General features: G+C 72.6%; 12 protein-coding genes and 2 pseudogenes. 8 read left to right on the forward strand and 6 right to left on the reverse strand.

Annotated features, from left to right (window positions below):
* Window positions 1–131: 131 nt before the first annotated feature.
* Together ABZV31_RS24770 and ABZV31_RS24775 are read right to left on the reverse strand one after the other, a co-directional pair.
* Window positions 132–911 (reverse strand): SURF1 family protein, encoded by a 780-nt coding sequence (locus ABZV31_RS24770; RefSeq protein ID WP_355897687.1) that lies wholly within the window; start codon window positions 909–911, stop codon window positions 132–134.
* Window positions 912–996: 85 nt separating this feature from the next.
* Window positions 997–1,077 (reverse strand): annotated as a pseudogene (locus ABZV31_RS24775) (nuclear transport factor 2 family protein); the annotation flags it as partial.
* Window positions 1,078–1,191: 114 nt separating this feature from the next.
* Between ABZV31_RS24775 and ABZV31_RS24780 the strand changes: the two are divergent.
* Window positions 1,192–3,018: a prolyl oligopeptidase family serine peptidase gene (locus ABZV31_RS24780; protein WP_355897690.1), complete on the forward strand. Its 1,827-nt coding sequence runs from the start codon at window positions 1,192–1,194 to the stop codon at window positions 3,016–3,018.
* 103 nt (window positions 3,019–3,121) lie between these two features.
* Here the strand turns inward: ABZV31_RS24780 and ABZV31_RS24785 are convergent, their stop codons facing one another.
* Window positions 3,122–5,086: an NAD-binding protein gene (locus tag ABZV31_RS24785; RefSeq protein ID WP_355897772.1), complete on the reverse strand. Its 1,965-nt coding sequence runs from the start codon at window positions 5,084–5,086 to the stop codon at window positions 3,122–3,124.
* A 244-nt stretch (window positions 5,087–5,330) separates the two neighbouring features.
* On the opposite strand from ABZV31_RS24785, the gene ABZV31_RS24790 reads away from it, so the two are divergent.
* The 4 genes and pseudogenes from ABZV31_RS24790 to ABZV31_RS24805 all read left to right on the forward strand — a co-directional run bounded on the left by ABZV31_RS24790 (window position 5,331) and on the right by ABZV31_RS24805 (window position 8,440).
* Window positions 5,331–6,320: a permease gene (locus ABZV31_RS24790; RefSeq protein ID WP_355897775.1), complete on the forward strand. Its 990-nt coding sequence runs from the start codon at window positions 5,331–5,333 to the stop codon at window positions 6,318–6,320.
* A complete protein-coding gene (locus ABZV31_RS24795) occupies window positions 6,317–7,195 on the forward strand; it encodes a TIGR03943 family protein (protein WP_355897693.1) in 879 nt (292 codons plus the stop codon). Before ABZV31_RS24790 ends, ABZV31_RS24795 begins: the two co-directional genes overlap by 4 nt.
* A 185-nt stretch (window positions 7,196–7,380) precedes the next feature.
* Window positions 7,381–8,225, forward strand: a pseudogene (locus ABZV31_RS24800) (LLM class flavin-dependent oxidoreductase).
* A gap of 29 nt (window positions 8,226–8,254) precedes the next feature.
* Window positions 8,255–8,440 (forward strand): hypothetical protein, encoded by a 186-nt coding sequence (locus ABZV31_RS24805; RefSeq protein ID WP_355897696.1) that lies wholly within the window; start codon window positions 8,255–8,257, stop codon window positions 8,438–8,440.
* A 76-nt stretch (window positions 8,441–8,516) separates the two neighbouring features.
* Here the strand turns inward: ABZV31_RS24805 and ABZV31_RS24810 are convergent, their stop codons facing one another.
* Entirely contained in the window at window positions 8,517–8,858 is a 342-nt protein-coding gene (locus ABZV31_RS24810; RefSeq protein WP_355897698.1) for an STAS domain-containing protein, read from the reverse strand.
* A gap of 448 nt (window positions 8,859–9,306) precedes the next feature.
* Here ABZV31_RS24810 and ABZV31_RS24815 point away from each other — a divergent pair, with 448 nt between their 5' ends.
* Window positions 9,307–9,726: a DUF5994 family protein gene (locus ABZV31_RS24815; protein WP_355897700.1), complete on the forward strand. Its 420-nt coding sequence runs from the start codon at window positions 9,307–9,309 to the stop codon at window positions 9,724–9,726.
* 227 nt (window positions 9,727–9,953) lie between these two features.
* The gene (locus ABZV31_RS24820) at window positions 9,954–10,157 is read left to right on the forward strand and encodes a cold-shock protein (RefSeq protein ID WP_355897703.1); all 204 of its coding nucleotides are present in this window, start codon (window positions 9,954–9,956) and stop codon (window positions 10,155–10,157) included.
* Between the two features lie 91 nt (window positions 10,158–10,248).
* Here ABZV31_RS24820 and ABZV31_RS24825 read toward each other — a convergent pair whose 3' ends face one another.
* Together ABZV31_RS24825 and ABZV31_RS24830 are read right to left on the reverse strand one after the other, a co-directional pair.
* Complete coding sequence (locus ABZV31_RS24825) at window positions 10,249–10,677, reverse strand: DUF5994 family protein (protein ID WP_355897706.1); 429 nt, start codon at window positions 10,675–10,677, stop codon at window positions 10,249–10,251.
* A 277-nt stretch (window positions 10,678–10,954) separates the two neighbouring features.
* Window positions 10,955–11,239 carry a hypothetical protein gene (locus ABZV31_RS24830; protein ID WP_355897708.1) on the reverse strand — a complete coding sequence of 95 codons (285 nt, stop codon included), beginning with the start codon at window positions 11,237–11,239 and terminating at the stop codon, window positions 10,955–10,957.
* A 295-nt stretch (window positions 11,240–11,534) separates the two neighbouring features.
* On the opposite strand from ABZV31_RS24830, the gene ABZV31_RS24835 reads away from it, so the two are divergent.
* Window positions 11,535–12,143 (forward strand): hypothetical protein, encoded by a 609-nt coding sequence (locus ABZV31_RS24835; RefSeq protein WP_355897711.1) that lies wholly within the window; start codon window positions 11,535–11,537, stop codon window positions 12,141–12,143.
* Window positions 12,144–12,442 lie beyond the last annotated feature (299 nt).

Genomic DNA, 12,442 nt, shown 5'->3' on the forward strand with positions numbered 1-12,442 from the left:
CGGCGGCGTTCTGGGGCGGATCTACCGGGCCGGTGGGCCGGCGGCGTTCCAGGGCGAGTGATCACCTCGGTTCGCCGACCCGCCCCGGGCACCCGCCCCGGGCAGCAACCACGGTTCACCTGCCCACGGGGTCAGACGGTGGCATGCTCCTCGTCCGGCACCAGGCCCAGCTCCGCGTCCCTGGCGGCCTCCGCCTCGCGTCGCACCAGCCGGAACCACATGAAGACCACGAACCCCGCGAAGACGAACCACTCCCCGGTGTAGCCGAGGTTCTGGAACGCCTTCAGGTCCAGCCCGGTGTTGTCCGGCGCCGGCGCCGGCACCGCCTGCATCCCGGAGTCGCCCTTGTTGAGGGTGATCCACGCGTCGTACACGTCGTACGGCACGAGGTTCACGAGCGACGCCGCACTGATTGCCGCGGTCTGTCCGGCCGGCAGCCCACCCTGGGCGCTGACGCCGTTGTCCCCCGGCGTCTCGGACGCCTGCAACGCACCGGTGACCGTGACCTCGCCCGCGGGCGGAGCCGGGGCCCTCGCCGGGTCCGCTTTCCCCGGCAGCCAGCCCCGCACGACCGGCAGCGCCTTGCCGGAGTGGGTGCGCAGCAGGGTCAGCACGTAGTACCCGCGCTTGCCGTCCAGCTCGCGGTCCGGCACCAGCAGCTGCTTGCCGTACCGGCCGGTCGCGGTGGCCTGCCTGCCGGAGGTCTGCCTGTCCACGGGCAGCAGCTGGTCGAGCGGACGCGCCGCTTCCGTCCGGTCCGACGCGGCCTGCGCACTCGCGGTCCGGTGATCCTGCACCCGCGCCTCGAACCGGCTCAGCTGCCAGGACCCCATGAAGATGCAGAAGGGGATGGCGAGCAGCACGAAGACGTTGAGGCCCCACCAGCGGGGCGTCAGCAGAAACCGGTACACGCCCTCAACGGTACGGGGCTGCCCGGTGTGGCCCGGCCGCGGGGTCGGACCGGTGAGGACCGCTTCGGCCGCGTGGGCGTGGCCGTCAGTACCGCTCGGCCAGGTGGTCGCGCCCCGCGGGCGGCTCGTACGGCTCGGGCCAGAAGTCGGTGACGGTGGATATGCGGTCGTCCCCGGATCGGGCGGGAAACGTAAGGGGATCGGAAGAGCCGGGTCGAAGTTGTCCACAGGCTGAGGACCTCGCCAGCGAATTGTCGGACGGGCCGGGCAGTATGGGTCCATGACTGAGAGCAACGGGTCCGACGTGCGGGATCAGCGGGACCAGAGCGAGGAGATGCCGGACTGGGAGAAGCGCTTCCGGGCGCCCCGGGTGTCGCTGCCCGACTGGGCGGAGGACGCACCGGACCGCTCCCTGTTCGTGTCGAACGCGACGGGGACGTACGAGCTGTACGCGTGGGACCGGGCGACGGGCGTGCAGCGCCAGGTGACGGACCGGCCGAACGGCACGACGGACGGTGTGCTCTCGCCGGACGGTGAGTGGATCTGGTGGTTCGACGACAAGGACGGTGACGAGTTCGGCGTCTGGCGCCGCCAGCCGTTCGCCGGCGGACCCGACGAGACGGCCGTGCCCGGTCTGCACCCGTCGTACCCGGCAGGTCTTGCCCTCGGCCGGGACGGGCGCACGGCGGTCGTGGGCCGCTCCACGGACGAGGACGGTACGACGATCCACCTCGCGCGCGCGGGCGAGGACCCGGTGGAGATCTACCGCCACCGCGAGTCGGCGGGCGTCGGCGACCTCTCCCACGACGGCTCGCTGATCGCCGTCGAGCACACGGAGCACGGCGACGCGATGCACTCGGCGCTGCGCGTCCTGCGCCCGGACGGTACGGCGGTCGCCGAGCTGGACGACACCAAGGGCGGCACCGTCGAGCTGGGCCTGGAGGTGCTCGGCTTCGCCCCGGTCGACGGCGACACGCGGCTGCTCATCGGTCACCAAAGGCGCGGCCGCTGGGAGCCGCTGGTGTGGGACGTCGCGACGGGGCAGGAGACGGACCTGGCGCTGGACCTGCCCGGCGACGTGAGCGCCGAGTGGTATCCCGACGGCACCGGCCTGCTCATCGTGCACAGTTTCGAGGCCCGCAGCGAGCTGTTCCGCTACGACCTGGCGACCCGCGAGCTGGTCAAGGTCCCGACCCCGCCCGGCACGGTCTCCGGGGCAACGGCCCGCCCCGACGGCAGCGTGGAGTACCTGTGGTCCTCGGCGGCCGAGCCGCCCACCGTCCGCTCGACGACGGGCCGGGTCGTCCTGGACCCGCCCGGCATGAAGTCCCCGAAGTCGGTCCCGGTGGAGGACGTGTGGGTGGAGGGCCCCGGCGGCCGCATCCACGCCCTGGTCCAGAAGCCGGCGGGCGCGACCGGCCCGCTCCCCACGGTCTTCGACATCCACGGCGGCCCCACCTGGCACGACAGCGACTCCTTCGCCGCGGGCCCGGCGGCGTGGGTCGACCACGGGTACGCGGTGGTCCGGGTGAACTACCGCGGCTCGACGGGCTACGGCCGCGCGTGGACCGACGCCCTCAAGCACCGGGTCGGCCTCATCGAGCTGGAGGACATCGCGGCCGTACGGGAGTGGGCGATCAGCTCGGGGCTGGCCGACCCGAACCGCCTGATCCTCACCGGCGGCTCCTGGGGCGGCTACCTCACGCTGCTCGGCCTCGGCACCCAGCCGGAGGCGTGGACGCTGGGCATCGCGGCGGTCCCGGTCGCCGACTACGTCACGGCGTACCACGACGAGATGGAAGCGCTGAAGGCCATGGACCGCACGCTGCTCGGCGGTACGCCGGAAGAGGTGCCGGAACGCTTCGAGGCGTCCTCCCCCCTGACCTACGTCGACCAGGTCAAGGCCCCGGTCTACATCTCCGCCGGCGTCAACGACCCGCGCTGCCCCATCCGCCAGATCGAGAACTACGTCAAACGCCTCGAGGCCCGCGGCGCCGTCCACGAGGTCTACCGCTACGACGCCGGCCACGGCTCCCTAGTGGTGGACGAGCGCATCAAACAGGTCCGCCTGGAACTGGACTTCGCGGAGCGGCACCTGCCGAAGTGAGTCGCGGGGTAGAGGGAGGGGAGGCCCACTGGGACGGGAGGCCCCACCCCTCCCCCGACCGAGTCCGGTGGAGGGGCGGGCGCTCCTGGGCCCCCGCCCGCCCCTACGCCCCCGCTCGCTCCCGGCTCCTCCGCCCCAGCAACTCCGCCAGCCCCCGTCGCGTCGCCGCCAGCACCACCCGGTCCTCGCTCCGCAGGACATACGTGCCGGGCAGATTCCACACCAGTCCCGAACCCTGCCCCGCATCCTCGGCCGCGGCCTCCGCGGCCGGCTCCCGCCGTTCCTGCGCCGTCACCCCCGTGTCGAGCGCCAGCACCCGCCAGTACCCCGGCCGGAACGCCTCCGCGACCGTCCTGCCCTCCAGTTGCGGATGCCCGCCCACGTCCACGGCCGCGAACAGCAGTACCCGCCGCTCGACAGGAATCGCCCCCAGAATCTGCCGCCCGAACATCGCACCGGCGAACGCGGGCGCCGCCAGATGCGAGACGCTGCGGCTGCGCGTCAGGGCATGGGGGTGCGCGGCCCGGAGGGTGCGGTACACGGCGGTCGCGAAGTCGTCGTCGTACAGGCGGAGCACGACGCGCAGGTCGGGCCGCACCGACCGCGCGTACAGCACGGCCTCCAGGTTCGTCGTGTCGGCGCTGGTCACCGCGAGCAGCGCATGGGCCCGGTGGATCTTCGCGGCCTCCAGCACACCCTCCTGCGTGACGTCCCCGAGCACCACCGGCACCCGCAGCCGCCGCGCCGTCGCCAGCCCCCGCGCCTCGGGATCCGACTCGACGCACACCACCGGAATGTTCAGCTCCCGCAGCCGTGTCAGCACCCGCGTACCGATCTTGCCCAGCCCCAGCAGCACGACGTGCCCGCCGAGCCCACGCGGCGGCTTGCGCAGCGCGGACGCCGACCGGAACGTGCCCAGCGCCTCGAGCACCGCGGCCAGCAGCACCGGCAGCAACAGCAATCCCACCAGCCCGGAAAGGAGTTGCAGGACCTGCCGCCCCACCGACTTCCCGAGGGCCGGGTCGTCGATCGCGAAGAGATCGAGCAGCGTCAGATAGAGGGCGCCCAGCGGATGGATCCCGGTCACCAGCCACAACGCCACCGCGAGTGCGAACACGCACCCCATCAGACCCGCCAGCGACCACCGCAGCCGCCGTGAGAACAGTGACGTCAACGGCGGTACGACGCCGACCCCGCGCCCCGCCGACAGCGGCGGACCGGAGTACGACACCTGCTCCAGCACCACCGTCCCGCGTCCGGTGGCCGCCCGTACCGCGGCCTCGTCCGGCAGCAGCCGCGGCCCCCGCTCCCCGCTGCCCTCGGACCCGTCCGCGCCCGCCGGATCGCTGCTGGTCGCCGACAGCAGCGCCAGCGTGCACAGCCCGGGATCGGCGACCTGCCCCGGCGCGGGCGGCGGCCGCTCCACCGCGCGCAGCAGCAGCCCGTCGGTCTGCACGACCTTGCTGGTGCCGACGACGGCGCTGGCGGCCAGGGCGGGCGCGGCCGTGTCGGCGTCGGACAGCACGGTCGTGGACGCGTCGAACCCGGAGCCGGATCCGCCCCCGTCCCCGTTCCCGTTCCCGTCCCCATTGCTGGTCGCCAACGCGGCGGCCTGGTCGAGGAGTTCCTCGATGTGCAGCCCCAACCGCCGGTTGTACAGGCGCAGGACGAGTCGCAGCCGCGGGTTGAGACGGCGGGCGGTGAGGGCGGCGCGGATGTTGGTCTCGTCGTCGTCGTACACGAGCGCCAGCGCGGCCGCCTGCTCCACGCCCGCGTCCGCGAGTACGGCTTCGGACAGTTCGGAGGCTTCCACCACGCGGTCCGCGCCGGCGGACTGACCGCCGCTGCCGCTGCTGCTGCCGCCGGTCCCGCCGTTGCCCCCGGCCCGGCTCACGGCCGCGCTGACCACCCGGTCCAGCAGCGCCGACGCCGCGCGGGCCCGGCCGACCACCGGCGGGCGTACCGCGCGCTCGGAGGGCGGTACGACCAGCGTGACCTGCTCGCCGTACACGCCGCGCAGCTCGGCGGCCAGCCGGTGCGCGAGCCCGTCGTCCCCGCACACCACCATGTGCGCGGACGCGTCGCCCGGCGCACCACCCTGATACGGAACGCTCCCCACGAGGGGAAAGACTGCCTCACCGGGACGGGTGGTTCCAGCATTCGCCCCGTGGACGGCCGCCGTCGCTGAACGGGCGTGCCCGGACCGCCGTACTGAAGGGGAGGCAGACGAAGTCGTGCAGCGCGCCGGAGGTATTGCACCCGTGGCCATCATCAGACCAGCCCCGCCCGGGGCGGACCACAGCGACGCGGAGGTGACGCAGACCGGGGAGCGCGACGGGCCCGACCGGGACGGCTGGCATCTCACCTCGCCCGTCGTCCTGACCATGCTGCTGCTCGTCGTGGTGGTGGCACAGGGCCCGATCCGCCGGGCGCTGGGCGCGCCGGTCATGCAGAGCTGGACGACGGTGTTCGTGGCCGTGGTGGTCCAGGCCCTGCCCTTCCTGGTGCTCGGCGTACTGCTGTCGGCGGCCATCGCGGTGTTCGTCCCGCCGTCGTTCTTCGCCCGCGCCCTGCCGAAGCGGCCCGCCCTCGCGGTCCCGGTCGCCGGGGTGGCGGGCGCGGTGCTCCCCGGCTGCGAGTGCGCGTCCGTCCCGGTGGCCGGCGCCCTGGTCCGCCGGGGCGTCACCCCGGCTGCGGCGCTCGCGTTCCTCCTCTCCGCCCCCGCGATCAACCCGATCGTCCTGACCGCCACCGCCGTCGCCTTCCCGCGCAACCCGGAGATGGTCCTCGCCCGCTTCGCCGCGAGCCTGCTGGTGGCGTGCGCGATGGGCTGGCTGTGGCAGCGCCTCGGCCGCACCGACTGGCTGCGCCCGCCCGCGCGCGCCTCCTACGACGGCCAGGGCAAGGGCGCGGCGTTCTGGGGCTCGGTCCGGCACGACGTGATGCACGCCGGCGGCTTCCTGGTCGTCGGCGCGATGGCGGCCGCGACGCTGAAGGCCGTCGCTCCCGCCAGCTGGCTGCGCACGGCGGCCGGCAACCCGGTGGTCGCGGTGCTGGCGCTGGCGATCCTGGCGGTGCTGCTGTCCATCTGCTCGGAGGCGGACGCGTTCGTGGCGGCGTCGCTGTCGCAGTTCTCGCTCACGGCCCGGCTGGCGTTCCTCGTTGTCGGCCCGATGATCGACCTGAAGCTGTTCGCGATGCAGGCGGGCACCTTCGGCCGCGGCTTCGCCCTGCGCTTCGCCCCCGCCACCTTCACCCTGGCCGTGCTGGTGTCCGTCCTGACCGGGGCGGTGCTCCTGTGAACCGGCAGGCCCAGGCGGCAATGCTGTTCCTGGTCGGCGCGGCCCTGCTGCACGCGGGCCTCACCGACCTCTACCTGCGCTACGTCAAGGCCGGCCTGCAACCGCTGCTGCTGGCGTCCGGCGCGGTACTGATCGTCACGGCGCTCATGACGGTCTGGTACGAACGGAAGAAGGCGGGGGCGGGGCGGCAGGCCGGGCTCGGGGAGCGGCACACCCAGGGGGGCGGTGACGACAGCGCGCACGGCACCGCTCGTGGCCTTGGCGACGAGTACGGGGACGTCATTGCTCATGGCCATGGCGACGAGTACGGGCACGTCATTGCTCATGGCCACGGCGACGAGCACCGGCCCGGCGATGGTCATGGCCACTGCGAACCCCGCATCTCCTGGCTCCTCGTCCTCCCCCTCTTCGCCCTGATCCTGGTCGCCCCGCCGGCGCTGGGCTCGTACACCGCCGTCCGCACGGGCACGGCCCTCCAGCGGCCGTACGGCTACACCGCTCTGCCGGCCGCCAACCCCCTCCGGCTGAGTGTGGTCGACTACGCGGGGCGCGCGGTCTACGACCACGGCCGTTCCCTCGCCGGCCGCCGGATCCAGCTGACGGGCTTCGTCGCCCTGGACCACAGTGGCGCTCCGTACCTCGTCCGCATGGCCCTCAACTGCTGCGCCGCCGACGCGCAGCCCGTCAAGGTCGCCCTGACCGGCCGGATCCCCCCGGTCCTGCAACCCGACACCTGGCTGCAGGTCACGGGCACGTACACCGCACGCCGGACCAAGGACCCGGTCAACAACGGCCCGATCCCCTTCCTGAACGTCATCGAGGCGAGACCGGTACCGACGCCGCACGACCCGTACGACGAGACGTGGAACCAGTGAAAAACCACTGGCCCCACAAAGACAACGCGCCCTACTAGGGTGAAGCCACTTCGACGAGACGTTCCCCAGAAGTACGCCGCAGAGCGGGAGCGTCCCACCTCGCCGGCACGCCGAGCTGCCGCAGTGCCGAGGTGCCGGAGGGGCGGCAGTAGTCCTAGCCGACCCTTCCTACCGGAGGTTCCCTCATGAACGTAGGCATCGGCCTGCCCATCAGCGACCCGGTCACCCTGCTCACCTGGGCGCGGCGCGCCGAGGCGGGCCCCTTCACCACCCTCGGCCTGCTGGACCGGCTCGTGTACGACAACCCCGAGCCGCTGGTCCCCCTCGCCGTCCTGGCCGGCGCCACCTCCCGCATCCGCGTCCAGACGGAGGTGCTGCTCGCGCAGCTGCGCGACACCGCCCTGCTCGCCAAGCAGGCGGCCACCCTGGACCGGATGACGGGCGGCCGCCTGGTCCTCGGCCTGGGCATCGGCGGACGGGACGACGACCACCAGGTCACGGGCATCGACAAGCGCACCCGAGGCCGGCGCCTGGATGGGCAGATGGCAGTGCTGCGCCGCATGTGGTCCGGCGAACCGTACGGCGACGGTGCCGGCCCGATCGGGCCCGCTCCCGCCCGCCCCGGCGGCCCCGAAATCCTCTTCGGCGGCTTCCAGCCCGCCGCCCTGGAACGCGTGGCCCGCTGGGGCGACGGCTTCCTCGCCGCCGCGCCGCCCGCCTGGGCAGGGGGCCTCTTCGACAGAGTCCGAAGCTACTGGAGGGAGTACGACCGCGCCGGCACCCCCGCATCGTCGCCCAGGTGAACGTCGCGCTGGGCCCGCAGCAGGTCATCGACGACGCCCGCGCGGCCATGCACGCGTACTACACCTTCACGGGCACGCCCGACCGCATGGTCTCCGGCATGCTCACCACGCCCACCGCGATCCGCGAAGCGCTCACGGCCTTCGCCGACCTCGGCGCCGACGAGGTCATGCTCTACTGCTACGGCCTCGACCCCGCCCAGGTCGACCGCCTGGCCGACGTGCTGTGACGCCCGGTCCCGCTGATCCCGGTCTCGCCATGACCGGTCTCGCCATGACCGGTCTCGCCATGACCGGTCTCGCCATGACCGGTCTCGCCGTGACCGGTCTCGCCGTGACCGGTCTCGCCATGACCGGTCTCGCCGTGACCGGTCTCGCCGTGACCGGTCTCGCCACGACCGGTCTCGCCGTGACCGGGATCAGCGCGCGACCCGAATCCGCGTGACCGGGATCAGCGCGCGACCCGAATCCGCGTGACCGGGATCAGCGCGAGCGGCCGACCGGGATCCGCGCGATCGGGATCAGCGCGACCCGGACCGCCACGGACCGGGCACGGAGGGTATCCCGTGCCAGGCGTCCTGGGCGGTGGCGTAGCGCGGGAAGCGGCGCAGCACTCCGCTCGCCCACAGCATCCGGCCGACACCGGACCGGCCGTGGACGACACGTGCCCAGCCGTGCCGCGCGCGACAGTCCTCCCATGCCGCGAGCAGCGGGCCCAGGGCGCTGCCGTCCACGAACGTCACGTCGCTCAGGTCGATGATGAGGAAGCGGCGGCCGATCCCCGAGCGGGCGTCGGCCAGGGTGTGGGCGAAGGCCGGCCGGCACGGTCGTGAGGTCCAGTTCGCCGTGGGCCCGGACCACACGGCACTCCTCGAACAGCTCGGGCGGGTCGGAGAACTCCGGATGCGGGCGCACGCCCATCTCCTCTGCCTGTGGTGATGCTCGGCTGGTGCGCTGGGCCTCTGTTGCGCGAAGCAGGACTGCACGGAGAGGGCCGGGGTCAAGGGCGGCCGCACAGTGTACGCCGCACTCGATCGGGCGGCCGCCTTCCGCAGGGCGCCGTCCGCCCTCCACTGCGGGGGTACGGTAGAGGTACCGAGGGTACGTCGCACACCGGTGCCCGGACCGGTCTCGTCCTCGGCGCACCGACGACACCGGGCGGCGAGCCGCCCGGGGCGGGCTCCGCTCTCGTCGGCCGCATCGGCGCATACGTCGAGCCACGGCCGTACTTTCCCCGGTCCCCGCCGGACCTCGACCGCCCTGTCCGCGTCGCGCACCTACCCCTGGGCTCCCGGCCCAGCAGGAGCTCCCATGTCGACCGCCCCGCAACTCCCGCCGCCGCCCCCGCTCTCTTCCCCGTCCACCGTCCGGCTGCAGCTGGCACGGCAGTCCCGGTACGGCCGTACGGCCCGGCGTATCGACGGGGCCTGGTGGCCGCGGTCGTACGATCTGACGGCCGAACTACCCATCCTGCTGGGTGAGTTGTCGCGCATCTGGGGGCGGATCAACAGTGTCCTCGTGAGCGGGGCCACGTGGCCCGCGCCCCCGGGGCGGATCCTCGTTGCCGGCCAGGTGGTGCACGTGCGCCGGACGGACTCGCCGCGGGCGCTGGACACCGTCTGCCTGCTCGCGTCCGGCCGAGGCCGGTGGGACCTGCTGGTGGTGCCGCCCGCCGCCACGGAGGCGGAGGCCGGGCGGCTCATGGACGGGGCCGCGGGGCACGTCGCCTGAAGCGTGGATGTCGGCGTGCAGCGGACCGGCCCGCGCGCCCGTTCCGTGCTAGCGTCCTTCGGAGTTGCAGTCTTGGTTTCCCACGCATTTCGAGCGTCGCTGCCGGTCCGGTTCGGCGGCGCGTCTCCGAATTTCCCGGTCTCTTCTCCCGGGCGGGGCAATCATCGCGGCGACGTGGGAGTTTCACACGGTGTGAAGCCCCCTGTAGGGCCCCGAAGGAGAATGGCATGACTACCGGAACCGTGAAGTGGTTCAACTCGGAAAAGGGTTTCGGCTTCATCGCGCAGGACAGCGGCGGGCCGGATGTCTTCGCGCACTACTCGAACATCGCCGCCCAGGGCTTCCGTGAGCTACAGGAAGGCCAGAAGGTGACCTTCGACGTCACGCAGGGTCAGAAGGGCCCGCAGGCGGAAAACATCCGTCCTGCCTGACGCGGACGAAATCCGTCCTGCCTGACGCAGACGAAATCCGTCCCGCCCGACGCGGACGGACCGAACCCGCGCTCCCTGAGGGCGGCGCGGGTCACGGGTCACCGGCTGACTGCCGGGGGCCTTCCACGAAGGCCGGGCGGGCGTGCTCGCTGCCGGTGTCGAGGAGGATCTGCTCGGCCTGCTTGCGGTTGTCGGTACGGAGCGCTTCGGCCATCGCGGCATGTGCCGCGTCGGGCGGCGCGTCCGGCGGGATCACGAGCAGCGAGAAGAGCTCCTCGTTGCCGTGGGTGACGAGGAGGGTGCCGTCACCCACAGAAAACGCGTCGATGTGCACCACCTGGTCGTCGATGATCATCCGCGTAGGCAGCCAGTCCCAGGCGTCCGAGTCCACGCCGATCCGGACGACCGGCCCGAGGCGCTCGGTCAGCGCGGTGATCAGGCCGGGAAGTTCGGCGGCAATGTTCCTCGACCTGGGCCACCATGCACCGTCGAGGATCCCGTGATGGTCATCGGTCGTCATCAGGCGCAGAAGAGCCGTTCCCGGGCGCATGGGCCATGGGAGGCCGTCCTGCAGGAGCCCTGTCCCGGGCGGCGGGTCGGAGTCGGGCATCGCGCTCACCTGCCTGTGCGTTCCGGCGGCCTGCCGGTGGCGGGCGGCGAGTCGGCGGGGCTGTCGGGGCGGAATCTGGCTTCCTCGTGCCCACGCTACTCCTCACTCCTGGCCCTTTCTCCTACCTTTTTCCCACCTCGTCGCCGGGCCCGGCGACGAGCATGCGGCCCCCGGGCGTGTGCGGCGGTCAGCCGGGCTCGTCGGTGTGGGTGCGCCGCGCCTGGGAACGGCTGGTGATCAGCCAGGGCGACTCGGCGGGCTGCCCTTCGGCGGCGTGCCCGGTGTCGACCGTGAGGTGGACCAGGGTGCCGCTTCCGTCCGCGCCCGTGGGATAGCTACGCGGCTCGTCGCAGCGGAAGTTCTGGCGCAGGACCTGCGCGACCCGTTGGGCGATGTCGGGACGCGCCGCGACGATACGCACCTCGGCCAGCCTGTCCATGGGCGAATCGCCGCCCGCTTTCGCGTGCTGCATGGGGTCACCTCTGTGGCCGTTGGTATCTCGCCGAGGACGAGACCGGCGCGGGAGCCGGTGTGCGGGGAACCCACCGGCATGTCCACCGTACTCCCGCGCGGTCCGCAGCGGCCGTACGGCATTTCCGCCTGTGCATCCCGCGCAGGCGCACGCCGGTGAGAAGAGTCCAGAAGTATCCAGGAGTACGGTGAAGTCACCGAGGGTTTCCCGCGCACCGGCTCCGCCGCTGGTGCCGTTCTCGGCGATCAATGATGCCGGGGCGGATCCGTCCGCACTCGGGGGCAGGGATCGCCTCATGACCGTGAAGGCGCCGGACTGGCGGAGGGAACGGGGCCCCTCCCCCTGGGACGGAGAACGAGTCCGTCCCCTGACGCGGTGCCAGGTCGTCGACCGCCTGCAGGAACTGGGCGATCTGTACGCGGAGACCTCGGGCGGCGATCCATGGGCGTGGAACCAGGCCCGCGCCGCCTTCCTGCGGCGGTTGGCGGTCGACGTACGGCGACCGGGGTTCGCGATGCTGATCGCCGAGAACACCGTCCTGACGGGATGCGCGTACGGCTTCCCCGTATGCGTGGACGGACCCTGGTGGGAGGGCCTCGACGGATACCTTCCGGTGAACCTGCTCCGGCTCGCCGTCTCCGGGCGGCTCTTCGCGATCCCCGAGATCCTCGTCCAGCCCAGTGTGCGCATGCGGTACCAGAGCCGGGACTGGAACCTCGCCCGCCGGCTGCAGAGGCGGCTGCTCACCGACCACGGCGCTGCTCTCGGCGTCACGCTGGTGCACCGTACGGACGTCGAGACGTTCGAGGCGCTGCGGTCATGGGGATGGCGGTGCGTCGCTGACGACGACAGCCGGGGGACCCTGCAGCCCGCCCTACGGCGGGTCCTGGTCCTGGGCCCCTGACCAAAACGGGAAACCAGAACGGGAAACCGGAACGGGAACCGCCACCGGAAACTGCCACCGCGACCGCGACCAGGACTTCTGTGCCCGCCGCAGCAGATATTCCGGGGGCGCGACTAAAGTTCTCCGCAGGGGAACAACTCCCCGTGGCGGGCCGTGCCCTCGGCGGTCCGCGGAAAGGGACGCATGCCCTCGGAGAGCAGGCCGCACACCGGAAGCAGGCAGAGCGCCGGAGACGGGCCGGGCGCCGAAAACTCACCGAGCCCCGAAAGCCGATCGAGCCCCGAAAGCCGATCGAGCCC

It is taken from the genome of Streptomyces sp. NPDC005202 (assembly GCF_040608235.1).
Taxonomy (GTDB): Bacteria; Actinomycetota; Actinomycetes; order Streptomycetales; family Streptomycetaceae; genus Streptomyces.